This is a genomic window from Enterococcus sp. JNUCC 77 (assembly GCF_054819945.1).
This window is the reverse complement of sequence record NZ_JBTHIG010000001.1, coordinates 1,379,148-1,403,537: the sequence shown is the minus strand read 5'-3', so window position 1 is coordinate 1,403,537 and position 24,390 is coordinate 1,379,148. Positions and strand designations below refer to the sequence as shown.

The 24,390-nt window shown below is 35.7% G+C and carries 25 protein-coding genes, 1 pseudogene and 1 riboswitch; of the genes and pseudogenes, 19 read left to right on the top strand and 7 right to left on the bottom strand.

Features of this window, described 5'->3' with window-relative positions; genetic code table 11:
* Nucleotide 1 precedes the first annotated feature (1 nt).
* The 6 genes and pseudogenes from ACVWNY_RS06965 (at nt 2) to ACVWNY_RS06940 (ending at nt 6,028) form a co-directional block, all read left to right on the top strand.
* Nucleotides 2-565, top strand: a complete 564-nt coding sequence (locus ACVWNY_RS06965) for a HutD family protein (RefSeq protein WP_218325203.1) — start codon at nt 2-4, stop codon at nt 563-565.
* A 40-nt stretch (nt 566-605) separates the two neighbouring features.
* Nucleotides 606-1,961: an APC family permease gene (locus tag ACVWNY_RS06960; RefSeq protein ID WP_218325204.1), complete on the top strand. Its 1,356-nt coding sequence runs from the start codon at nt 606-608 to the stop codon at nt 1,959-1,961.
* 86 nt (nt 1,962-2,047) lie between these two features.
* The gene (gene hutH, locus ACVWNY_RS06955) at nt 2,048-3,601 is read left to right on the top strand and encodes a histidine ammonia-lyase (protein ID WP_218325205.1); all 1,554 of its coding nucleotides are present in this window, start codon (nt 2,048-2,050) and stop codon (nt 3,599-3,601) included.
* Nucleotides 3,602-3,694: 93 nt separating this feature from the next.
* A complete protein-coding gene (locus ACVWNY_RS06950) occupies nt 3,695-4,573 on the top strand; it encodes a YitT family protein (RefSeq protein ID WP_218325206.1) in 879 nt (292 codons plus the stop codon).
* 27 nt (nt 4,574-4,600) lie between these two features.
* Nucleotides 4,601-5,361: pseudogene (locus ACVWNY_RS06945) on the top strand (formate/nitrite transporter family protein).
* A gap of 9 nt (nt 5,362-5,370) precedes the next feature.
* Nucleotides 5,371-5,468, top strand: a riboswitch (THF riboswitch).
* A 29-nt stretch (nt 5,469-5,497) separates the two neighbouring features.
* Nucleotides 5,498-6,028 (top strand): folate family ECF transporter S component, encoded by a 531-nt coding sequence (locus ACVWNY_RS06940; RefSeq protein ID WP_218325207.1) that lies wholly within the window; start codon nt 5,498-5,500, stop codon nt 6,026-6,028.
* Between the two features lie 101 nt (nt 6,029-6,129).
* Here ACVWNY_RS06940 and ACVWNY_RS06935 read toward each other — a convergent pair whose 3' ends face one another.
* On the bottom strand, nt 6,130-7,041 hold the full coding sequence (locus ACVWNY_RS06935; RefSeq protein ID WP_218325208.1) for a mechanosensitive ion channel family protein: 912 nt from the start codon (nt 7,039-7,041) through the stop codon (nt 6,130-6,132).
* 206 nt (nt 7,042-7,247) lie between these two features.
* Between ACVWNY_RS06935 and ACVWNY_RS06930 the strand changes: the two genes are divergently transcribed.
* On the top strand, nt 7,248-8,264 hold the full coding sequence (locus ACVWNY_RS06930; protein ID WP_218325209.1) for a branched-chain amino acid aminotransferase: 1,017 nt from the start codon (nt 7,248-7,250) through the stop codon (nt 8,262-8,264).
* 76 nt (nt 8,265-8,340) lie between these two features.
* Nucleotides 8,341-8,781, top strand: coding sequence for a hypothetical protein (locus ACVWNY_RS06925; protein WP_218325210.1), 441 nt, complete (start codon nt 8,341-8,343; stop codon nt 8,779-8,781).
* A 63-nt stretch (nt 8,782-8,844) separates the two neighbouring features.
* Here ACVWNY_RS06925 and fabI read toward each other — a convergent pair whose 3' ends face one another.
* Entirely contained in the window at nt 8,845-9,600 is a 756-nt protein-coding gene (gene fabI, locus ACVWNY_RS06920) for an enoyl-ACP reductase FabI (protein ID WP_218325211.1), read from the bottom strand.
* Nucleotides 9,601-9,759: 159 nt separating this feature from the next.
* Between fabI and fabZ the strand changes: the two genes are divergently transcribed.
* On the top strand, nt 9,760-10,206 hold the full coding sequence (fabZ, locus tag ACVWNY_RS06915; RefSeq protein WP_218325212.1) for a 3-hydroxyacyl-ACP dehydratase FabZ: 447 nt from the start codon (nt 9,760-9,762) through the stop codon (nt 10,204-10,206).
* A gap of 129 nt (nt 10,207-10,335) precedes the next feature.
* Here fabZ and ACVWNY_RS06910 read toward each other — a convergent pair whose 3' ends face one another.
* Complete coding sequence (locus tag ACVWNY_RS06910; protein ID WP_218325213.1) at nt 10,336-11,154, bottom strand: peptidylprolyl isomerase; 819 nt, start codon at nt 11,152-11,154, stop codon at nt 10,336-10,338.
* A 112-nt stretch (nt 11,155-11,266) separates the two neighbouring features.
* The gene (gene gap, locus ACVWNY_RS06905; protein WP_218325214.1) at nt 11,267-12,277 is read right to left on the bottom strand and encodes a type I glyceraldehyde-3-phosphate dehydrogenase; all 1,011 of its coding nucleotides are present in this window, start codon (nt 12,275-12,277) and stop codon (nt 11,267-11,269) included.
* 262 nt (nt 12,278-12,539) lie between these two features.
* On the opposite strand from gap, the gene obgE reads away from it, so the two are divergent.
* Nucleotides 12,540-13,853, top strand: a complete 1,314-nt coding sequence (obgE, locus tag ACVWNY_RS06900) for a GTPase ObgE (protein WP_281419008.1) — start codon at nt 12,540-12,542, stop codon at nt 13,851-13,853.
* Nucleotides 13,854-13,884: 31 nt separating this feature from the next.
* Here the strand turns inward: obgE and ACVWNY_RS06895 are convergent, their stop codons facing one another.
* On the bottom strand, nt 13,885-14,034 hold the full coding sequence (locus ACVWNY_RS06895) for a hypothetical protein (protein ID WP_454071853.1): 150 nt from the start codon (nt 14,032-14,034) through the stop codon (nt 13,885-13,887).
* Between the two features lie 100 nt (nt 14,035-14,134).
* On the opposite strand from ACVWNY_RS06895, the gene ACVWNY_RS06890 reads away from it, so the two are divergent.
* The 6 genes from ACVWNY_RS06890 to ACVWNY_RS06865 all read left to right on the top strand — a co-directional run bounded on the left by ACVWNY_RS06890 (nt 14,135) and on the right by ACVWNY_RS06865 (nt 19,827).
* A complete protein-coding gene (locus ACVWNY_RS06890; RefSeq protein WP_218325215.1) occupies nt 14,135-14,668 on the top strand; it encodes a DUF456 domain-containing protein in 534 nt (177 codons plus the stop codon).
* Nucleotides 14,669-14,729: 61 nt separating this feature from the next.
* Entirely contained in the window at nt 14,730-15,656 is a 927-nt protein-coding gene (gene rnz, locus ACVWNY_RS06885) for a ribonuclease Z (protein ID WP_218325216.1), read from the top strand.
* A gap of 7 nt (nt 15,657-15,663) precedes the next feature.
* Complete coding sequence (locus ACVWNY_RS06880; RefSeq protein ID WP_218325217.1) at nt 15,664-16,452, top strand: SDR family NAD(P)-dependent oxidoreductase; 789 nt, start codon at nt 15,664-15,666, stop codon at nt 16,450-16,452.
* 12 nt (nt 16,453-16,464) lie between these two features.
* Entirely contained in the window at nt 16,465-16,890 is a 426-nt protein-coding gene (locus ACVWNY_RS06875) for a LapA family protein (protein ID WP_218325218.1), read from the top strand.
* A 93-nt stretch (nt 16,891-16,983) separates the two neighbouring features.
* A complete protein-coding gene (gene recJ / locus ACVWNY_RS06870) occupies nt 16,984-19,272 on the top strand; it encodes a single-stranded-DNA-specific exonuclease RecJ (protein ID WP_218325219.1) in 2,289 nt (762 codons plus the stop codon).
* Between the two features lie 42 nt (nt 19,273-19,314).
* Nucleotides 19,315-19,827: an adenine phosphoribosyltransferase gene (locus ACVWNY_RS06865; protein WP_218325220.1), complete on the top strand. Its 513-nt coding sequence runs from the start codon at nt 19,315-19,317 to the stop codon at nt 19,825-19,827.
* A 41-nt stretch (nt 19,828-19,868) separates the two neighbouring features.
* Here the strand turns inward: ACVWNY_RS06865 and ACVWNY_RS06860 are convergent, their stop codons facing one another.
* Together ACVWNY_RS06860 and lexA are read right to left on the bottom strand one after the other, a co-directional pair.
* The gene (locus ACVWNY_RS06860; protein ID WP_218325221.1) at nt 19,869-20,141 is read right to left on the bottom strand and encodes a hypothetical protein; all 273 of its coding nucleotides are present in this window, start codon (nt 20,139-20,141) and stop codon (nt 19,869-19,871) included.
* A gap of 116 nt (nt 20,142-20,257) precedes the next feature.
* A complete protein-coding gene (gene lexA / locus ACVWNY_RS06855; protein WP_218325222.1) occupies nt 20,258-20,881 on the bottom strand; it encodes a transcriptional repressor LexA in 624 nt (207 codons plus the stop codon).
* Between the two features lie 132 nt (nt 20,882-21,013).
* Here lexA and ACVWNY_RS06850 point away from each other — a divergent pair, with 132 nt between their 5' ends.
* The 3 genes from ACVWNY_RS06850 to ACVWNY_RS06840 all read left to right on the top strand — a co-directional run bounded on the left by ACVWNY_RS06850 (nt 21,014) and on the right by ACVWNY_RS06840 (nt 24,379).
* Complete coding sequence (locus ACVWNY_RS06850) at nt 21,014-21,256, top strand: DUF896 family protein (RefSeq protein ID WP_218325223.1); 243 nt, start codon at nt 21,014-21,016, stop codon at nt 21,254-21,256.
* Between the two features lie 93 nt (nt 21,257-21,349).
* Nucleotides 21,350-23,344 carry a transketolase gene (gene tkt / locus ACVWNY_RS06845; protein WP_454071185.1) on the top strand — a complete coding sequence of 665 codons (1,995 nt, stop codon included), beginning with the start codon at nt 21,350-21,352 and terminating at the stop codon, nt 23,342-23,344.
* Nucleotides 23,345-23,545: 201 nt separating this feature from the next.
* On the top strand, nt 23,546-24,379 hold the full coding sequence (locus ACVWNY_RS06840; RefSeq protein ID WP_218325225.1) for a glucosaminidase domain-containing protein: 834 nt from the start codon (nt 23,546-23,548) through the stop codon (nt 24,377-24,379).
* The last annotated feature ends 11 nt before the right edge of the window (nt 24,380-24,390 follow it).

The following is a 24,390-nucleotide window of genomic DNA, read 5'->3' as shown; positions in this document are numbered from 1 at the left end:
TATGAATATTACCTATTTAAAGGAAAATAAGTATCATATTTCACTTTGGAGCAGCGGTCAAACGACTGAAATCGTCTTATCTCCAGAAAATGGACAATACCTATTAGATGAATTTGACTATCGAATATCAAGTGCCACGATTGAAACCGAGACTAGTACATTTACATCATTACCTGGTTATAAAAGATTATTGATGTTATTAGCTGGGAAAGTAAAACTTGAACAAGAGAATAATGAGGTGAGGCTTGATCCTTTTCAAGTTTTTGCCTTTAACGGATCCGTATCAACGAAAAGTTTTGGTCAGTGTATAGATTTCAATTTAATCTATCGTGATTCGATGAGAGGATTAATGAAACCCTTAGTAACAAATGAAACCTACCTTTTACCAAAAGCAGAAAGTCTTTTGTATTGCATTGAAGATTGTAAAATTGTGATTAATAATATTGAGTATTTTGTGTCAAAATCAGATAGCTTACGACTAACAGAAGTTAAACGACCAGTTGAGTTGTCAATTTTAGGAGAAGAGAAAAGAGTAAGTCTAGTCAATGCAAGTTGTAGCTTATAACAAAGGTTTGAAAGCGTTTTAAGTAAGAGGAGTACAAAATATGGAAAACAATGAAGAACAGATTCCAGGCATTAAAAACCCTGAAAAACTTGTCGCTGAAGGTGAAAAAGCTAAATTTAGTCTTAGTGGAGCAACTCTTTATGGGATAAATGCTGTAATTGGTTCTGGAATTTTTTTATTGCCTCGTACTATTTATCAGGATTTAGGACCTGCCTCTTTAGTTGCAATGTTAGTCGATGTTATTTTAGTCGTGATGCTGGCTGTATGCTTTGCTGAAGTATCGGGATATTTCAACAAAAATGGTGGTGCATTTCAATATGCTAAAACCGCTTTTGGTGATTTTGTAGGATTTAATGTAGGGATTTTAGGTTGGTTTGTAACAATTATTTCCTGGGCTGCGATGGCTTCTGGTTTTGCCGAATTGTTAATACAAGCTTTTCCTAATTTAACTGGCTATAACACTTGGATTAGCGTTTTATTGGTAATTTTATTATCGGTCATTAACAGTATGGGTATTAAAACGTCGAAAATTTTTACAATTGTCATTACGATTGCAAAATTGATTCCAGTCATTGCATTTGCTTTAATGAGTATATTCTTTATTAAAAACGGAATCAACATGGGAAATTTCACGCCATTTTTACAACTAAATCCTGACATGACAATTTCTCAAGCAATGGCATCAACTTCACTGACTGTTTTTTATGCTTTTATTGGTTTTGAAGCCTTACCAATTGTTGCGGGTGAAATGCGGAATGCGAAAAAAAATGTCCCTAAAGCAATTTTAAGCTCAATAAGTATTGTGTCGACTTTATATTTTTTAATCATTGCTGGTACAATCGCAATGTTAGGCACTGGAATTTTACAAAGTAATGCACCAGTACAAGATGCTTTTGTACAAATGATTGGACCCGCTGGCAAATGGATTATTTCCATTGGTGCTTTGGTTTCAATTGCTGGATTGAACATGGGAGATTCTTTAATGATTCCTCGCTATGGTGCTTCGATTTCCGATGAAGGATTGTTACCCAAGGTTATCGCTAAAAAGAATGCAAAAGGTGCGCCAATTGTAGCTATTATTGTTTCAGGGATCATTACGATTGCTTTCTTAATGAGTGGTTCATTTGAACAATTAGCTGAGCTGAGTGTGGTATTTCGATTCTTTCAATACATTCCGACAGCGTTAGCCGTTATTTGGTTACGTCGTAAAGGTATGGATACGAAACCAGTCTTTAATCTGCCATTTGGATCGGTAATTCCAATTATTTCAATTATTGTTAGCATTTGGATGGTTGCGGCTGCTAATCCAGTAAACTTGATTGCTGGACTTGTAGGGGTAATCGTGGCTAGTATTTTGTATTTTATAATTAATCGTAAACCAAATGTAGTGCAATAAAATTTAAAACAAAGATAAAATTCAACAATTATTTAATAAAACGATTTTTGTATAAGTCATGGCATCTAAAATTGGAGGATTTGGACATGAGAGAGGAAAAAATAATTGTACTAGATGGTGATCATTTAACTTTAGAAGAAGTTATCGCTGTTGCAAGAAATAATATCAAAGTAATAATTGCTGAAAGTGCTGAAGAAGCTGTTAATCGTTCTCGAAAAATAGTGGATGACATCGTTGCCGAAAAACGAGTAGTTTATGGAATAAATACTGGCTTTGGTTCATTGTGTAATGTCAGTATTTCTCAAGAGGATACCGCTCAGTTACAAGAAAATTTGATCCGAACACATGCTTCTGGATTTGGCGATCCATTTCCGGTAGATGTTGTGCGGGCCATCATGTTAATCAGAGTGAACTCTTTAGTCAAAGGTTATTCTGGAATCCGTTTAGGCACCGTAAAAGCATTAATGGAAATGTTAAATAATGGGGTACATCCACATATTCCTGAAAAAGGATCGTTAGGAGCTTCCGGAGATTTAGCTCCATTAGCTCATATGGTCATGCCATTATTAGGTTTGGGTAAAGCTTATTACCAAGGGGAATTATTACCTGGTAGAGAAGCAATGGAAAAAGCTGGTTTAGAAATTATTCAGTTAAGTGCTAAAGAAGGTTTGGCTTTTATTAATGGAACCACTGTTTTAACCGCAGTAGGAGCTTTGGCTACCTATGATGCTATTGAATTATTGAAATTAGCAGATATTGCTGGGGCGTTGTCTTTAGAAGTTCATCGCGGTATTTCCAGTCCATTCGAAGAAGAATTACACACTATTAGACCACAAAGCGGTCAATTAGCAACAGCTAGAAATATTCGTCGATTAATTGAAGGCAGTGTCTATACAACAGAAGCAACTCCAGATAATGTTCAAGATGCGTACACATTGCGCTGTATGCCGCAAATTCATGGTGCAAGTAAAGATTCAATCGCTTATGTGAAAAGAAAAGTTGAAATCGAAATCAACTCAGTCACAGATAACCCAATCATCACAAGAGACGGAAAAGTTATTTCTGGTGGGAATTTCCATGGTGAACCAATGGCTCAGCCGTTTGATTTCTTAGGGATTGCGATTGCTGAAATTGGTAATGTTTCTGAACGCCGGTTAGAGAGATTAGTTAATAGACAGCTAAGCAAATTGCCGTCTTTCTTAGTGAAACATCCTGGTTTGAATTCTGGCTTCATGATTACTCAATACGCATGTGCATCATTGGTCTCTGAAAATAAAATTCTAGCTCACCCTGCTAGTGTTGATTCGATTCCATCGTGTGAAAATCAAGAAGATTTTGTCAGCATGGGGACCACAGCAGCTAGAACGGCGGCAGAAATTTCACAAAATTCTCGTCGCGTGGTTGCTACCGAAATTATGGCTGCTTGCCAAGCGATTGATATTCGTCAAGCACAAAAAAATCTCGGTAAAGGGACTCAAGTGGCTTATGATACTTTCCGTGAATCCGTGGATTTCATTGAAAATGATAAAGATATTGAAATTTATGATGAACTAAACATAGCAACAAACGTATTAGTAGATGGCAGTTTATTAGCTGCTGTTGAATCAAAGATTGATTTAGACATTCAGTTTGAAGATTAATAGATCATGGAACAAGTAAAAAGTGACTTCTTATTGTTGCTTTTGCTTGTTCATCTTGTTTTAGCAAGTTCATAAATATGGAAGGGGCACTTTATGCTAAAAGGGAAACAAAAGGAATTTTGGCAAGATACAGTTACTAAACTAACAATTGCCCTAATTTACGCTTTTTTGTATTCAATTGCTTTAAACTTCTTTTGGCAACCTGGTCAAATTTATGCAGGTGGAATTACTGGGATTTCACAAATTTTGACGACTCTTTTTGATCGCGGTAGCGGTGCAAACATACCAATTTCAATCATTTATTATTTATTAAATGTACCAATGTTCATTTTAGCATGGTTTAAAATCAATAAAAAATTTGTCGTTTTTACAGTTATTTCTGTAACATTTGCTTCTTTTGCAATGTACATTGTGCCAAATATAAGTTTGACGAATGATCCGATTATTTGTGCAATTTTTGGTGGTGTTATTAATGGGTTTTCTTTGGGATTGGCCTTGAAATATGGTATTTCAACAGGTGGAATGGATGCTCTCATTATTACTTTAAGACAACATACAGGTCGAAGTATTGGCGCTATTTCAATGATGATTAATGGTGTGATTATATTGACAGCTGGATACTTATTCAGTTGGCCGTATGCTTTTTACAGTCTCTTAGCAATTTTTGTCAGTGGAAAAGTAACTGATTTAGTTTATGTGAAACATCAAAAAGTTCAAGTGATGGTGATCACGCAAAAGCCAGCAGAAGTCATCGCCGCCTTACAAGAAGATTTAACTAGAGGGATTACGGTTATTCCTCAAGGCTATGGTGCTTACGACCATCAAGAACAGACGATTTTAATTACTGTTATAACTTTCTATGAAATGGAAATTCTTAATCGTATCATGAAAGAAGTAGATCAGAAAGCCTTCGTGAGTGTCTCTCAGGATATTAAAATACTGAGTCATTTTGAAGAATTAAACATTGTTTAAAAAGATTTTCTTCAAGGAGTTGAATCAATGTTTAGTCCAACTAAAATTTTACAGCAAAGTATTCTCGTTGGAATTCAAAAATTCAAAAACCATTATTAACTAAACTTATTTTAGGTTTTATCGGAGGTGCCATGATTTCCTTAGGTTATCTGGCTTATATTCGAGTTTCAGCTTCTATTGCAACGGATTTACCTAGCATTGCTAGTTTAGTAGGTGCGTGTGTCTTTCCGATTGGCTTGATTGTCATTTTATTGGCGGGTGGAGAATTAGTCACTGGAAATATGATGGCCGTTAGTAGTGCCTACTTTGCAAAAAAAATCGTTTTTGGTGATTATATAAAAAATATTTTAACAATTACATTTGCTAATCTAGTGGGTGCAATTTTTGTTGCATATTTTTTTGGTCATTTTGTTGGATTAACCCATAGCGGTGTTTTTCAAGAACAAGTAATCAATATTGCTCATCACAAAGTAGAAGCAACTTTTTTTCAAGCTTTTGTTTCTGGGATAGGCTGTAATTGGTTTGTAGGGTTAGCTTTATGGTTATGCTATGGTGCCAAAGATAGTGCGGGGAAGATTATAGGTATTTGGTTTCCTGTAATGATTTTTGTAGCGATTGGTTTTCAACATAGTGTGGCTAATGCTTTTATAATTCCAGCAGCCATTTTTGAGGGTGGCAGTACCTAGGTAGCTTTTATCAGTAATTTTATCCCAGTTTTTTTAGGAAATATTGTTGGAGGAGGAATTTTTGTTTCCGGTTTTTATTATTTAAGTTATAATCAGCATTGATAAAAAATAAACAGAGTAGAAGACAAAGCGTTAAGTGTCTTGAAGATGGAATGTTGCTTCAGGAACGAAGAATGGCGATTCGCGGTTTTGTCTTCGCATTCGCTGCATGCTTTTTTGTGTAGCAGCTCTAAAGGAGATGCTCATCGTGAAAAAATTAAACGCTCACGCAATTGCTACAATGGGATTATTAATCGCCTTAATGGTTGTTTTATCCCAAATTTTTGGATTTGAAACGCAGCTACTAAAAGTTACCTTTGATTTTGTACCAGAGGTAGTATTAGCTAGCCTTTTTGGTCCTTTATGGACAGGGGTTGGAGCTGCCATTGCTGATATAATCGGCAATACAATGTTAGGAAAAGCGCCATTTTTCATCGGCTTCACTTTGAATGCTTTTATTGGTGGCTTGATTTATGGTTATTTTTTCTATAAGAAAAAAGTAACTATAAAAAATGCATTTTTCTGTGTGTTACTGAATACAATAATCATTAGCTTATTTTTAACACCACTATGGTTGTCAATTATGTATGGTATTCCTTTTACGGACAAAGCCTTATGGACAATTCGCTTGACTAAGGCTGCGGTTATGCTTCCTTTACAAACTGGGTTAATTTTCTTTTTTAGCAATGCATTACCGTTAAAAATGATCAGCAAGCGCTATGCTTCATAAAAAATAATTTATATCGGTAAGAAATCCGCGGATCTCTTACCGATATTTTTTTTATTTCACGAAAAAAACAGCGGAAACTTCCCACTGTTTTTGAAGCTCGTTTAATTTACGACAATCGGATTATTGGGAATTGTAAATCCGTGTTGGTTGAGTGTGTTTACGTAAGCAGTTAAAAATTCTTCCTTCAGATGGTATTGTTTACCATTTTCTACATACATAACCGTTCGGATTGCATAATTGCTATTTCCTAAATCCACCATGCCAAACAATGTAGGACCATCAAAAATTTCTGATTTAAATTTTTCACTTAACTCTGTGTTAACCTGCATGATTAACTGGCTGATAGCATCGTAACCTTCATTAGGATTAATTCGAATATCTAGCAGTACTTGCATATGAGCTCTTGATAAATTACTAATAGTGGTAATATTACGGTTGGGGATAAAATGAACCGTACCATCTGTCGACTTCATTTGAATAGTCCGAATACCCACTGAGGTAACAGTTCCTTCAAGTTGTAAATTAACCAACCGAATATAGTCGCCAACATCAATCTGTTGTTCTAAGATAATAAAAAATCCGGTAATAATATCATTCATAAATCCTTGGGCGCCCAGTCCGATTGCAACGCCGGCAATCCCAGCCCCCGCTAATAATGAGCCAACTGGAATACCAATTGTATCTAATACTGCGTACAAGAAAAAGAACAATAAAAAGTAGGAAAACACATTGCTAGAGAGTGTGTGAATAGTCTTTAATCTAGTGATACTGCCGGTCATCTTTTGTTGCTGTCGTTCAAAAGACTGATTGATTAGAAAATTTCCAACTCGTCGAATGATGATAAATAATACTAAAACAATTAGTAAAGTAATACTTTTTTGAATAAAAGTCGCTAATATATCATCCCAATTGATTGAATCCCAGTATCTTTGCCAAGCGGATAATTTTTTGGTTGCTTGATCAACAACATCTAAATTCGTGCTGGAATCCACTGTTGTATTAAGAAAAAACATATGAAAACTCCTTTTTAAAATTAAGGTAATTATTTGTGCAATGATAGTCTTTAAAAGATGCTCCCATCAGTTTAACAAGTTTTCTAAATACTGTCGATGAAAAATCTTGAAAGAATTTATCTGAAAATTTCAAATATTTCTAAAAATACCATGACATTTTGATGTGAAAATGGTAGACTTTCTATAAATTAAAAGGAGATGGTAAAATGGTGGATATCAAATGGGAAGAATTAGGCTTTAGTTACATTAAAACTCCTTATCGCTATATTTCATATTGGAAAGATGGCGCCTGGGACGAAGGAAAATTAACTGAAGATAATATGATTCATATTAATGAAGGTTCAACAGCTTTACATTATGGTCAAGAAGCTTTTGAAGGGTTGAAGGCATACCGTACAAAAGAAGGCGGAATTAATTTATTTAGACCAGAACAAAATGCGAAACGATTAAATAGAAGTGCTGAAAGAATGATGATGCCGGAAGTTCCTCAAGATAAATTTATTGATGCATTGAAGGAAGTTGTTTTAGCTAATGAAGAATACGTGCCACCATATGGAACTGGAGCGACTTTATATTTACGTCCATTTCTGATTGGTGTTGGACCAAATATTGGTGTGAACCCTGCGCCGGAATATATTTTCAGTATTTTCTGTATGCCAGTAGGACCTTATTTTAAAGGTGGAATGGCGCCAACTAATTTTATCGTTTCTGAATACGATCGAGCGGCTCCCCATGGTACTGGTGCAGCAAAAGTGGGTGGGAATTACGCTTCAAGTTTATTGCCAGGGCAAGAAGCACATGATCGTAATTTTTCTGATTGTATCTATTTAGATCCTGCTACTCATACTAAAATCGAAGAAGTTGGTTCTGCAAACTTTTTTGCAATTAGCAAAGACAATCAATTTGTTACCCCAACTTCACCGTCTATTTTACCAAGTATTACCAAATATTCTTTACTGCAATTAGCAGAAGAACGTTTTGGTATGGAAGCAGTTGAAGGGGACGTCTACATCGACAAACTAGATGATTATGTTGAAGCGGGCGCATGTGGGACAGCAGCGGTAATTTCACCAATTGCAGGAATCCAAAATGGAGACAACTTCCATGTTTTTTACAGCGAAACAGAGGTCGGACCGGTAACTAAAAAACTTTATGATGAACTTGTAGGAATCCAATATGGAGACGTAGAAGCTCCGGCAGGCTGGATTGAAAAAGTAAAATAATTTTTTATACTCAGGAATTTCCTGAGTATTTTTTTATTTAAAAATTTTGATATACTTTAAAAAAGGAGGGAAATATGTGAAGAAGAGAAAAATACTGCTTGCCTTAATATTTACTCTTACACTATTTTTAGGAGCTTGTTCTACTAAAAATGATGAGCAGGTTGATGAATCTGTCGATTTAGAAACTCAAGAAATGATGGATGATGTAACGCAAGGTGATGGTACAGGGACTGGTGATTTTAAACTATTGACTGAATCAGTTAATCCAGATGAAAATCAGTTAACCTTTGAAGCAACAGGGATTGATGAAAATCAAGTGACTTTTGTGTATGTAGCGAATCAACTAATTCTATCTGAAAAATTAAAAAATGGAGAGCCTTATAATTTAGATATTACAAATATCGCAGAGGCCCATTCAACAGATTATTCGCCTAAAATTCAATTTGTTCAATTTGAAGACAATGAAGAAGGAAATACGCCAACATTATTTAGACAACTTAGATATGAAGTAAAATAAGAAAAGGACTATGACAATTTTTGTCATAGTCCTTTAGTAATTGCTAAAATATAATAGTTCAAATTAACTTAAATGAACACCTTTATCTACATAAATAATATCACCAATAATACCAGTTGCAAGTGGACTTAAAAGAAAAGCACAAGTGTTACCGACTTCTTCGATTGTTACACTAACTTTGTCCGGTGTTCGTTCTTCAGATAGGTTCAATAAACTTTGATAATCCTTTACCCCAGTTACTGCCAATGTTTTAATCGCACCAGCTGAGATGGCATTTACCCGAATATTCTTAGGCGCCATTTCAGTCGCTAAATAGCGAACTTCAGCCTCTAATGCAGCTTTTGCAATACCCATCATGTTGTAATTTGGAATAGAGCGCTCAGAGCCCATATAGGTCATAGTGACAATACTTCCGCCCTCAGTCATCAAAGGTGCTGCATATTTTGATACCGCCAATAAAGAGTAGGCTGAAACATCTTGCGCCAAAGCAAAACCTTCACGACTAATATCAGTTACATCTCCAGATAATTCTTCTTTATTAGCAAAAGCAATTGAATGCAGTAATCCGTCAATTGTTCCTACAGTTTCTTTGATTTGATTAAATGCTTTTTCGATATTTTCATCAGCAGAGACATCTAGTTCTACCATAATCGCTTCTTCGCCAACTAATTTGACAAGATTTTTTTTCATACGATCATTTTGATAAGTATAAATGACTTGGCCGCCTAAATCAGAAATGGCTTTGGCACATCCCCAAGCAATACTTTTTTTGTTAGCAACGCCAGTCACAACGATTTTTTTTTCAGATAAAATTGACATTCTTTGGCACACTCCTAAATAATATAAAATAAGTATGAGCCTATTATGTTTTAAAATGCTTTGATTGTCAAACTATTTTTTTATTTATTTTTTGGAGGCTTGATAAACTTGAAATAGTATGATAGTTTGATAATCAAATAAATAAATTGAGGTGCAAAAATGAACAAATTGATGAACGTTGAAGAGATTATGGCGGCGATTCCAAATCGTTTTCCCATTTATTATTTAGATGCAGTAACTGAATTTGAAGATGAAAAACATATCACTGCTAAGAAGAATTTAACGATGAATGAAGATTTTTTTCAAGGTTATTTTCCGGACCAACCAATTATGCCCGGCACATTGATTGTAGAAGCTTTGGCTCAAGCAGGTTCTTTACTAATATTAGAATCTAAAGCATTTAAAGGGAAAACAGCCTATATCGGTGGGATTAATAAAGCAGTTTTTCATGAATTCGTTCGGCCAGGCGACACTTTATTCTTAAATTTTGATATTCAAAAGATTAAAGGACCTGTTGGCACTGCTAAAGCTTGGGCAACAGTTGAAGAAAAAATAGTTACTGAATGTGAATTTACGTTTATCGTTGGAGATAAAGAACAAAAATAAGACCGTTGCAAAACTTCGTAAATACTATTACGAAGTTTTTTTATATCTTAAGAACTTATAAAGCAAAAGTTAAATTTGCTATCGAAAGATAGAAAAAGCCAAGATCAACAAATGATCTTGACTTAATAATTAATTTGATGAAGTAGTAGTTGTTTCGGAATTTTCCGTTGCTTCAGTTGAATTGCTAGAATCCGTTGCTTTACTATCACTAGGTTCTTGTAAAATACTAATTGTATCGATGGTTACCGGATTAGTTGGTTTTGAGTTTTCGCCACCAGTATTAGTTGTAACTTCTGCTGCGGCAATTTTATCAACGACATCCATACCTTCAGTCACTTGACCAAAAACAGTATATTCACCGTCTAAGTTTGGTGCACCACCATTTTGATAAGCTTCAATAATCCTTTCAGGATAATATTGAATAGCTAAACCGTCAGAAACATTTTTATTGTTCTGAACGATAAAGAATTGGCTACCATTACTACTGCGAGATTGGGAACGGGCCATCGCAAGAGCACCACGGATATTATAAAGCTGATCAGAATTTTCAGTTTTAAATCCTTCACCCCAGATACTTTCACCGCCAGTGCCATCTCCACTAGGATCGCCACCCTGAATCATAAAATCTTCAACGACACGATGGAAAGTGGTGCCATTATAATAGCCATCCTTTGCATGAGTAACAAAATTTTCAACAGCTTTTGGTGCTTGTTTAGGAAATAGTTTCATCTGAATGGTTCCTTCAGAAGTATCCATTTGAACTAAATATTCATCGGCTGCTACACCTTCATCTAATTGAGGTAAATCGACTTTGCTTAGATCTACACTCGATTCAGTTGTTTTTGCTGAACTTTCTGAAGTTTCTGTTTCATTATTGCTATTGCAAGCTGTTAGAATCAGAGCAGAACAGGCTAAAGCTGCACCAATCATAAATTTTTTGAGTTGCATAAAAAGCTCCTTTCACATTTTCTCTATTTTATGATAACAAAAAAAACACAAAGTAGATATGAAAAAAATGTGAAAAAAAAGAAGAGATCGAAATCTCCTCTTAAATCTAATCTTAAAGGTTAGCAAATTTTTCTAACAAACGAATCATTTGGCAAGTGAAGCCATATTCATTGTCATACCAAGCAACTGTTTTAACTAATTGAACGTCGCCGGCAGTTGTAACTTCTGTTTGAGTTGGGTCAAAGATTGAACCAAAAGTTGTACCAATAACATCAGTTGAAACGATTTCGCGATCGTCATAACCAAATGATGGATTATCAACGGTATGTTTTTTGATTGCTTCGTTAACTTCATCAGCAGTTACTTTAGATTTTAATACAGTTACTAATTCAGTTAATGAACCATCAACAACCGGTACACGTTGTGCATGTCCTTGTAATTTACCATTCAATTCTGGGATAACTAAGCCAATTGCTTTAGCAGCACCAGTTGAATGAGGAATAGTATTGTCAGCAGCTGAACGTGCAGCACGTAAGTTGCCACCACGGACAGGTCCGTCTAATAACATTTGAGTAGAAGTGTAAGCATGAACAGTCGTCATAGTTCCAACTTCAACACCAAATTCATTATTTAAGAAATAAGCCATAGGAGCTAAACAGTTAGTTGTACAAGAACCAGCTGAAATAATTTTATCGTCAGAAGTTAATGTATCATCATTAACATTATAAACGATTGTTTTCATTGCGCCAGCAGGAGCTGAAATAACAACACGTTTTGCACCAGCATCAATATGTGCTTGTGCTTTTTCTTCAGAAGTGTAGAAACCAGTACATTCTAAAACGATATCAACGCCATTTTCTTTTACCCAAGGGATTTTGCTAGCATCAGGTTCAGCGTAAATGCGTGTTTTTTCTCCGTCAACTACGATTGAATCTTCAGTTGCGCTAACATTTCCAGGATAAGTGCCATGAGTTGAATCAAATTGTAATAATTGAGCCAACATTGTAGGGCTTGTTAAGTCATTGATTGCTACTACTTCGATATCATCTGATACTTCTTTGATACGACGGAAAGCTAAACGACCAATACGTCCAAATCCATTAATACCTACTTTTACTGTCATAACCAAAAGTTCCTCCTTTATATAGAAAAAGCAATCACGTGCTCTTTCTTATGAGGTTATTTTGCGACGAATCCTTTTTTTTGTCAAAACAAAACACCTATCAGAATTATTTTTCTGTAACTAATTGAAAATTTTATAATTATTTCCTTAATAATGAGAATTGTATAGAAGATGTTCACTTAAACATGGACTTTTCTTGATAATCTAGCTAAAATGTAAAAGATGTAGATAGTTTGGCTTTAGTAGATAGGAGAATATAATTATGTCAATGTTTTTAGATCAAGTAACAATCGATGTCAAAGCTGGAAAAGGCGGAGACGGAATGGTTGCTTTTCGTAGAGAAAAATACGTTCCAGATGGTGGACCTGCTGGTGGCGATGGCGGACATGGCGGAGCGGTTATTTTAAAAGTTGATGAAGGCTTACGTACTTTAATGGATTTTCGGTACAATCGTCATTTCAAAGCAACACCGGGAGAAAAGGGAATGAGTAAAGGGATGCATGGTCGCGGTTCGGAAGACACCTATGTTAGTGTCCCACCAGGTACAACTGTAAGAGATGCTGAAACAGGCGTTTTAATTGGTGATTTAATAGAAGACGGACAAGAATTGGTAGTAGCAAAAGGTGGACGTGGCGGACGTGGAAATACCCGTTTTGCTTCTCCAAGAAATCCAGCACCAGAATTAGCTGAAAACGGTGAACCAGGACAAGAGCGTAAAATTGAATTGGAATTAAAAGTATTAGCTGATGTTGGTTTAGTAGGATTTCCATCAGTTGGTAAATCAACTATTTTATCTGTTATTTCTGCTGCCCGACCAAAAATTGGTGCTTATCATTTCACTACTTTAGTGCCTAATTTAGGCATGGTAACCACTAGTGATCACCGCAGTTTCGTTGCTGCAGATTTACCAGGTTTAATTGAAGGAGCTTCACAAGGTGTAGGTCTAGGTACGCAATTTTTACGTCATATTGAACGTACGCGGGTTATTTTACATGTTATCGACATGAGTGGTTCAGAAGGCCGTGACCCATACGAAGATTATTTGGCAATTAATCATGAATTGTCTAGCCATAATTTACGTTTGCTAGAACGTCCACAAATTATTGTAGCCAATAAGATGGATATGCCAGATTCAGAAGAAAATTTAAAAACCTTCAAAGAAAAATTACAAGCAGAAAAAGAAGATGAATTTGCTGATGATATCCCGGTTTTTGCAATTTCTGCCTTCACTAAACAAGGATTGGAAAATTTGTTAAACGCTACTGCTGATTTATTAGAAGTGACACCCGAATTTCCATTATATGAGGATGAAATTGAAGAAGATGTGGTTAATTATGGTTATGAATCAGATGAACCAGCCTTCACAATTACTCGTGAACCAGATGCAACTTGGGTATTAGGCGGCGATAAGCTGGAAAAATTATTCAAGATGACCAACTTTGATCATGATGAAACAGTGATGCGTTTTGCCCGTCAACTACGTTCAATGGGCGTTGATGAAGCTTTGAGAAAACGCGGTGCCAAAGATGGCGATATTGTCAGAATTAACAATTACGAATTCGAATTTGTAGACTAAAAAATACGAAGAGAGCATCTGGTTAATTAAATCAGTTGCTTTTTTTTTTATAATTATCATTTGAAATTTCCCCCTTTAAAACTTCACAAGCTTGAAAACCTAAATCATAAGCAGGTCGTGGCATAGCCGTTAACTGTGGGGTAGTCATCATTGATAAATTGATATTATCAAAAGCAATAATGCTAAGATCTTCAGAATTTTTATTTCAAAAAGGCCTTTTAAGTATTCATTTTCTACAATAATTGATACACTTAGACAAAAGCATAAAGGATGTGTTTTATATGGAAAAACGAGTAATTATTATGAATTTTGAAATTTCGTCACAAGCGTATGAAGCTTTTTCAAAAGTGAAAAAAATGCATATGAGTAGAGAAGTTAAAGGTGATCAAATGGCTGTTATTCGTCATAGTGAAGATGGACAACACCAATTTGAGATCGAAGACTTTTTAGATTTTACTGGTAATAATAAGAGTGCCACTGGTGGTTTAATTGGGATGCTAGTTGGTATTTTAGGTGGGCCAATCGGCATTTTGTTAGGTTGGTTTACTGGAAGTGTAATCGGTGGCACACAAGATGTTAAAGAAGTTCGTAATGCACAAGGCGTATTTTCATTCTTAATCGATAAAGTTTCTGAAGGTTCAACAGCGCTATTGCTAATTGCTGATGAAGATGACAATCGTCCTTTAAATCAATTAATTATGAATGAATTAGGCGGAGAAATTACGCGTTTAGACTATGATGATGTTGAAGAAGACATTAAAAAAGCCCAAGATATGGCGAAAGAAAAAGAAAATCATTCAAACCTAGAAAAATAAGTTTGCACTGGCTGACAAAGTCTTCTAAAATGGTGTTATTTGATAGAAAGACAGGAATAAGATGGAACTTGAATTTTTAGGAACAGGTGCTGGTGTTCCAGCAAAGCATCGAAATGTTAGTGCACTAGCATTAAAATTATTAGAAGAACGGAATGCAGTCTGGCTTTTTGATTGTGGTGAAGGGACGCAGATGCAAATTTTACGGACCAATTTAAAACCGCGAAAAATTGAAAAAATATTTATTACTCATCTGCATGGTGACCATATTTTTGGTTTACCTGGTTTATTAAGTAGTCGTTCTTTTCAAGGCGGTGATGAACCGCTTGAGATCTATGGTCCTAAGGGATTAGAAACTTTTGTCCGGACGAGCTTACAAATTTCAAAGACAAAGCTTTCTTATCAGCTGAAATTTTTTGAGATTGCAGAAGGAATTGTTTTCCAAGATAAGCAATTTACCGTTTCTTGCGCGAAATTAGACCACGGGATTGAAAGCTTTGGCTACCGAATTGTCGAATCAGATCATGAAGGTACACTTCAAGTAGAAAAACTAGCTGCTTTAAATATTCCAGCCGGACCTTTGTACGGGAAACTAAAAGCAGGTAAAGAAGTCACTTTACCTGATGGTCGAGTTTTGAACGGCCAAGAGTTTGTTGGTGAAAAGAAAAAAGGTCGTGTTATAACTATTTTTGGTGATACCCGTGTGACAAAACAGTCAGTTGAACTAGCAAAAGATAGTGATGTTATGGTTCATGAATCCACTTTTAAAAAAGATGAGAGTCAGATGGCCAGGGCGTATTTCCACTCTACAACGAAACAAGCCGCTGAAATTGCTCAAGCAGCGAATGTGAAATTATTGATTCTTACTCATATTTCAGCACGCTATTTGGCAAAAGATGCTCAAGAACTAGTGGCAGAAGCACGAGAATATTTTCCAAATACAAAAATAGCGAAAGATTTTGATTTGTATAATTTACCGTTGAAGGAGTGAAATTGGAATGGATTTAACAGATAAAGTAGTGGTTGTGACCGGTTCTTCTGCTGGTCTTGGTGAGCAAATTTGCTATGAAGCTGCTAGACAAGGTGCGATTGTTGTGACTTGTGCGCGACGAATCAATTTAATTGGTCAAGTAAAAGAAAAATGTATGGCTTTAAGCGGTAAAGCAGCTTATGCCTTTCAATTAGATATTGCCGATCCTCATAGTGTTGAAAATGTATTAGCCAAAATTGCTGACGAAGTAGGTAACGTGGATGTATTAGTAAATAATGCCGGTTTCGGTTATTTCGAGGACTTTGTAAATTTTGATTTAGATATGGCTAAAAATATGTTTGAAGTCAATGTTTTAGGCATGCTTTATTTCACACAAAAAATAGCGATCCAGATGGTCGCAGAAAAGAGCGGTCATATTTTCAATGTTGCTTCAATGGCTGCAAAAATGGCGACTCCAAAATCGACCATTTATTCGGCAACTAAATTTGCTGTGTTAGGTTTTTCTAATGCTTTACGATTAGAGTTGAAACCGGTCAATGTTCAGGTGACCACTATTAATCCCGGACCAATTGAGACAGATTTTTTTGGTAAGGCGGATCCTAGTGGGAATTACTTAGAAAATATCGGTGCGATTGTCCTAACGCCAGAGAAAATAGCCAAGATAATTATCAGTAAGGTAGGTACGAATACTCGTGAAATTAATCGTCCCCATATGATGGAAGTGGCTAGCCGCTTTTATACATTATTCCCAAGAATTGGTGATTTTTTGGCTGGCGGTTTATTTAATACAAAATAGGATGTGACGCGGATGAAAAAGCAATGGAAAGTGATCGTAGGTTTTCTGCTAGTTTTATTAATCGTATTATTTGCCGTGTTGAACAGTCAAGATGTACCAGTTAGTTTCGGATTTTCTAGTTTCAAAAGTCCGTTAATCATCGTGATTATTGGCTCTGCACTAATTGGTGCCTTAGTGGTTTTCTTAACTTCAAGTGCGAATTTATTTCAACAAAGAAAACAGATTAAACAACTTGAACAGCAAGTAAAGGATTTTGAAACTGATCATGATAAAAAAGTTGATCAGGCTATCGCTGATTATAAAACCGATCATGAACAAGAAGTAGCCACTTTGACTGCGAATTATGAAAGTATGTTAAAAGATAAAGAAGCTGAAATTAATCAATTAAGAAATCAAGAAACAGAAAACAAAAGTGAACCTTTAAATTATTACGATTAAAAGCAAATCTGAGAACAAATAAGCAAAAATTTGTTCTCTTTTTTGTTGTCAAAAATATTCCATGCTATACTATTAAAGTTGGGATGTGAAAGCGTGAAACAAAATAATTATCAATGGAAGATACCGCCAGTCGAAACGGTTGATGAAAATTTTAAAAATGAAATGGAAAAAGCCGGATATACAGAAAATTTCATTACATTATTATGGCAAAGAAATATACATACGATGGCTGCTTTTGAAGAATTGAAAAATACCGATATCAGCGATTTACATGATCCATTTTTACTTCATGATATGGATAAAGCAGTTGAGCGTATTCAAACTGCGATAATGGAAGGCGAGCCGATTTTGATTTACGGCGACTATGATGCAGACGGAATAACTAGTACATCGATTTTAAAGGAAGCATTAGAAACATTAGGTGCTGAAGTCGGTTTTGTCTTACCCAATCGTTTTATTCATGGTTATGGGCCAAATAAAGAATTATTTGCTGAAAAAATTGACGAAGGATTTAGTTTGATTATTACGGTGGATAACGGAGTTGCTGGGAATGAAGCGATTGCTTATGCCAACCAACAAAACATTGATGTGATTGTGACAGACCACCATGAATTGCCACCAGAACTTCCTGAAGCCTATTGTATTATCCATCCAAGATTTCCAGGTGGTAATTATCCATTTGGTGAATTATCGGGAGCAGGTGTGGCTTTTAAACTAGCAACGGCTTTACTTGAAGAGGTTCCAGTAGAGTTGCTTGATCTAGCTTGTGTAGGGACGATTGCGGACTTAGTTTCCTTAACTGGAGAAAATCGTACAATTGTTAAACTAGGTTTACAAGTAATTAAGCAAAATCAACGATTAGGACTGACTCAATTACTAAAAGTCAGCGGTGTAGATTATCAAAAGATTGATGAAACGAGTATTGGTTTTAGTATCGGGCCTCGTTTAAATGCGATCGGACGTTTGGGAGATCCTAATCCAGCAGTGGATTTAATGACTACTTTTGATCCGGATTTAGCCAACGAGCTTGCTGAAAAACTTAATTTAATAAATGATGAGCGAAAAAAAATTGTTCAGGATATTACTGCAGAAGCTTTAACGATGCTTGATGAGACAGCACAAGTCCATTTACTAGCAAAAGAAAACTGGAATCCTGGAGTATTGGGTATTGTTGCCGGAAATATTTTAAAACAAACAGGAAAGCCAGCGATTGTATTAGCTATTGATGATGAAGGAAATGCTAAAGGCTCTGGTAGAAGTGTCGATAGTTTAGACTTATTCGCGATGTTAAATACGATGAGAGAATACTTTACTCATTTTGGCGGTCACGCAGCAGCTATCGGTTTAACCATGCCCGTAGAAAAAATACCTGCTTTACAAGCAGAAATGAATCAATATATTTCAAATAATCAGATCGATTTATCAAAAAGCAATAGCTTGTTAATCGATGAAAAAATATCTATATCGGATATCTCTTTAAAATTAACCGATGAATTAAAAGTTTTAGCCCCTTTTGGCACTGATAACCCTGCTCCACAGTTTATGCTTGAGACGGGCAAAGTGAGTGGCTTTCGTTTAATTGGTGGCGACCATCAGCATGTAAAATTTAGCTTAGTGGACAAAGAGTCAGAAGTAGACGTTATTGGTTTTAATTTTGGTGAAAGTCAAGAGGAATTACAACAAGATGATCTTTCCTTTGTTGGCGTATTAGAAATCAATGAATGGAATGGACAGAAGAAAGTTCAGTTTCGACTTATTGATTTTAAGTCAGAAGGTCTGCAAATAATTGACCGTCGTGCCAAACATACTTGGCAACAAAAAATTGACGGAGATAAACTGTTATACCTAGCTTTTCAACCAAAGACTAAAAAAGTTTTTCAACCAATTTTTGGTGATCAGATAATCACATTCGACCAAGCGTTACCAGCTGAAATTGATAGTTATCAGCAATTGGTGGTATTAGATTGTCCAGATGAATTAGCTATTTTGAAACAAATCGTTCACTTAGGTAACTTTCAAAAAGTCTATCTCTATCTTTATAGTCGTGATCAAGCTTATATTAATGGCATGCCTGATCGGCAACAATTCAAAGATTTATATAAATTTATCATAAAGCAACAAAAATTAGATGTGCGGTACAAGTTAAAAAACATTTCAAATTACTTAAGAATTCCTGAGAATCTGCTAGTCTTTATGATTCACGTGTTTTCCGAGTTGAAATTTGTTACAATAGACAACGGTGTTTTGGAAGCTGTCTCGCAGCCGGAAAATCGTTCATTTGAAGAAAGCCAAGCTTATCAGAAACGATTAGGTCAAATAAATAGTGAAAAATTTTTATTATTAGAAGATATCCAAAGCATCAGAAATTGGCTGCAAAATTAAAGTAAATAAATAGGTTATAGTATGAAGCAGGAGGAAACACAGATGAATTTGAAAGATTATGTGGCAAGTATTGAAGACTATCCTAAAGAGGGAATTGTTTTCCGTGATATTTCACCATTAATGGCAGACGGAGATGCTTACCGAGAAGCAACTAAGCAAATTGTTGATTATGCTAAAGAAAAGCAAATTGACATGGTCGTTGGGCCAGAAGCACGTGGTTTTATTGTTGGTTGCCCAGTGGCTTATGAATTAGGTGTTGGTTTTGCACCTGTTCGTAAACCTGGTAAACTTCCGAGAGAAACAATCGAAGTGGAATACGATAAAGAATATGGAACAGACACATTAACTCTTCACAGTGACGCGATCAAACCAGGACAACGGGTTCTAGTGACAGATGACTTATTAGCGACAGGTGGGACAGTTAAGGCGACGATCGAATTAATTGAACAACTTGGTGGGATTGTAGTCGGTTGTGCATTTTTAATCGAGTTAGAAGATTTACATGGCCGTGATAAAATTGCTAATTATGAAATTTTGACATTGATGGATTATTAAAAAATCAGCCAAAGCTATATGTAGCCTTGGCTGATTTTTTATTATGCTGATTTATGAAAATGATCGGTATAATCATAAGGATTTACGTAGTAGTAATCTTCTCGTGGTTCATCTTCTGGATAATAATGTGGATTCATTTGTGCCATCTTGCGGCGTTTTTGCCGTTGTGCGTATCTCTTGTCATCCCAAAGCATGAACCAAGTCAAAAACAATCCCGAAAAGAACAGTACGTTAGCCAAAAGACTCAATTTTCCAATCAATAAACCTAACAATAAAACTGCAATAATTAGTCCAAAACGACGAATAGCTTTCATTTTTGATTCACTCCTTAAAAATATGTATAGAACAAACGTTCGTATTTCTATTATACGAATGTTTGTTCGATTTGTAAAGAAAAAAATTAATCGGAGTTCCACCGATTAATTGATTCTTAAAAAATATGATTTCGATATAAGCCAACGACTTTTCCTAAAATAGAGACATTTTCTAAAATAATAGGTGCCATGGTATCATTTTCTGGTTGTAAGCGAAAATGATCAGTCTCCCGATAAAATCTTTTACAAGTTGCTTCGTTTTCATCCGTCATCGCAATGACAATCTCTCCGTTAACAGCTGAAGCTTGTTTACGTACAATCACATGGTCACCGTCATAAATGCCAGCATTAATCATACTTTCTCCTCGAATCGTTAGCATAAACAAACTGCCATCTTCACTTGATAAATCTGGCGGCACAGGGAAAAAGTCAGATGCTTCTTCTACCGCGAGAATCGGTTCGCCTGCTGTAACGACGCCTAACATTGGTATGACTTTTGGTGCAGCACCAATCTTTTCTAATCCCGTGATCGTTAATTCTATTGCTCTAGGCTTTGTTGGATCTCGTTGAATCCAGCCTTTTTTTTCAAGTCTTGCTAAATGACCGTGAACAGTTGAAGTCGATGATAAGTTCACCGCTTCTCCAATCTCACGAACGGTTGGCGGGTAACCTTTGAATTCAACCCGTTCATGGATAAAACGAAGAACTTCTAATTGTTTCGTCTCGGTTCTCTTTGCCATGATCACACCTCTTTCTATAAACAAAGTTTAGCATAGAATAAAAAATCAAACAAGCGTTCGTATTTATTTTTCTATTCTAATTATTATTTTTTGAATTTTTATGTATAATATAGTCAAAGTGAGGTGTATAAAATGCTTTCTGAAGAAAAAATTGCTCGTATCAATGAGTTAGCAAAAAAGAAAAAAACAAGTGGATTGTCTGATGAAGAAACAAAAGAACAAAAGGAATTACGTGAAGAGTATTTGCAATCTGTTCGTGGTGGGATGAGACATCATATTGAAGGGATGAAGGTAGTCGATCCTGATGGAAAAGATGTTACACCTGATAAATTGAAGAAAATTCAAAAAGAAAAAGGACTGCATAATAGAAAATAATCATGTATTTCTATATTGAATAACCGTATTAAATCGGTTACAATGAAATTTGTAATAATAAAAGTATTTAGCACCAAAAAGGAGGAAAAGTTTTTGTTCGACAAAACAGATCAACTAGGTGTCAACACCATCCGTACATTAAGTATTGAAGCAATTCAAAAAGCCAATTCAGGTCATCCAGGTTTACCAATGGGTGCTGCACCTATGGCTTATGCATTATGGACAAAACATTTGAACATCAATCCAGCAACTTCATTAAACTGGCCAAATCGTGACCGTTTTATTTTATCTGCAGGACACGGTTCAGCAATGCTTTATAGCTTGCTTCATTTAGCAGGATTTAATGTTACTATTGATGATTTGAAAAATTTCCGTCAATGGGAAAGTAAAACACCAGGGCATCCGGAATACCATTTTACTGATGGCGTCGAAGCAACAACTGGTCCTTTAGGCCAAGGAATTGCCATGGCTGTTGGGATGGCAATGGCTGAAGCACATCTAGCTGCTACTTATAACCGAGACAGTTTTAAAGTGATGGATCATTATACTTACACGCTTGTTGGTGATGGTGATTTAATGGAAGGTGTCTCACAAGAAGCTAGTTCTATGGCTGGTCATATGAAACTTGGCAAATTAATTGCTTTATATGATTCAAACGATATTTCATTAGATGGTCCAACCAATAAAGCTTTTACCGAAAATGTTGGTGCTCGCTATGAAGCTTATGGTTGGCAACATATTTTAGTAAAAGATGGTAATGATTTAGAAGCCATTTCAAAAGCGATTGAAAAAGCAAAAGCTGAAACTGAAAAACCAACTTTGATTGAAGTTAAAACAGTTATTGGATTTGGCGCTCCAGATGAAGGAACTAGTAAAGTTCATGGGGCACCATTAGGAGCAGAAGGTATTGACGTGGCGAAAGCAGTCTATGGTTGGGAATATCCTGATTTTACAGTGCCTGAAGAAGTAGCTGCACGTTTTAAAGCAGATATTCAAGATAAAGGTGCAAAAGCCGAAGCTGATTGGGATGAAATGTTTGCTAATTATGCTAATGTTCATTCTGAATTAGCAAAGCAATTTAAAGATGCTTTCAACAATGTTTTACCTGAAAATTGGGATGAAGCTATTCCTGTTTATGAAGAAGGTTCAAGTCAAGCGAGCCGCGTATCTAGTAAAGATGTGATTCAAGGAATTGCTAAGAATTTACCAACTTTCTGGGGCGGATCTGCTGATTTATCTGGTTCAAATAATACAACAATTGCAGATGAAAAAGAATTCCAACCAGGTTCTTACGAAGGACGTAATATTTGGTTTGGTGTTCGTGAATTTGCAATGGCGGCAGCTATGAACGGTATTCATCTACATGGTGGGACAAGAGTTTATGGCGGAACATTCTTTGTTTTCGTTGATTATCTTCGTCCAGCGGTTCGTTTATCTGCGATTCAAGGTTTACCAGTCACTTATGTCTTAACACATGACTCAGTAGCGGTTGGTGAAGATGGACCGACTCATGAACCAATCGAACAATTAGCTAGTATGCGTGCAATGCCAAATGTTCAAGTAATTCGTCCAGCTGATGGTAACGAAACAGCAGCAGCTTGGAGAGTGGCTATCGAAACAAATGATAAACCAACAATTTTAGTTTTAAGCCGTCAAAACTTACCAGTCTTACCAAATAGCAAAGAAATTACTGATGCTGGCGTGAAACACGGTGGATATGTCGTGTCTAAACAATCTGGTGAAACACCAGAAGGAATTTTAATTGCAACTGGTTCTGAAGTAAGCTTAGCAATCGAAGCGCAAAAAGTTCTGAAAGAACAAGGCAAAGATGTTTCTGTCGTATCATTACCAAGTTTTGATTTATTTGAAGCACAAGATGCAGCTTATAAAGAATCTGTTCTACCTAAATCAGTTAAAAAACGTGTAGCAATTGAAGCTGGTTCAAGTTTTGGTTGGGAACGGTATGCAACGACTGAAGGAACAACGATTACGATTGATCATTTTGGTGCCTCAGCACCTGGACCATTTGTATTAGAACAATTTGGTTTCACAACTGAAAATGTGGTAAATACATTTAACCAATTATAAAAAAATATCTGAAGGAAGTAACCTATTAAAGGTTGCTTCTTTTTTATTACGAAATTAAAATTTAGTTGCTTAATGATTACAGATGTTACACTCTTTTAACAAATCCATCAAAATATTTTGAAACGTTTGTGAATTATTTCTTGATGACCTATAATTATTATGAAAATAAAAGGATAATTAGGGAATAATTTGGAGGTACCAATGAATCAATATAAAACACGTAGTGAAAAACATCTAATTAAAAAGATGAGAAGAAAAACTATTGCAAAAAAGTCATTTGTATTGGCAGGAACGACTTTAGCGATTTCACCAATTGCAGTTAGTTTAAGTAATCATAGTTTGGTTGCTCAAGCAGAAGAAGTTTCAAGTCAGTCTGCTTTTATTAATCAAATTGGTCAATCGGCAGTAACTATTTCAGCAAATCACGATTTGTACGCGTCAATTATGATTGCTCAAGCTCTAGTGGAAAGTGGTTACGGTTCGTCTTCATTGTCACAAGCACCATACTATAATTTATTTGGGGTAAAAGAATACAATGGTGGCGCATCTGTCAGTATGAGTACCCAAGAATACTTAAATGGTCAATGGGTAACGATGTCGGAACCGTTTGCCGTATATAATTCGTATAATGAATCTTTTGAAGCGCACGCCGATCTTTTACAAGGAACTTATTATGCTGGGGCTTGGAAGAGTCACACGAGTAATTATCAGGAAGCAGCTTACTATTTACAAGGGCGTTATGCTACGGACCCAAGTTATGCCAGCAAACTAATTTCAATCATCCAAACTTATAATTTAACCCAATATGATACAGGTACTACCGTTAACAATACAACTAATACAGCTCCCGCAACAGAAAGTACAGTAACTACTGAAACGAATGTAACAGCCACAACAAGTACTTACACTGTTGCAGCAGGAGATTCTTTATGGGGGATTGCATCTAGTCACGGAATTTCAGTTGATCAGTTATTAGCTAATAATGGTTTAAGTGCAGATTCCACATTATTACCAGGCCAACAACTTACAATTTAAAAATGATTAAA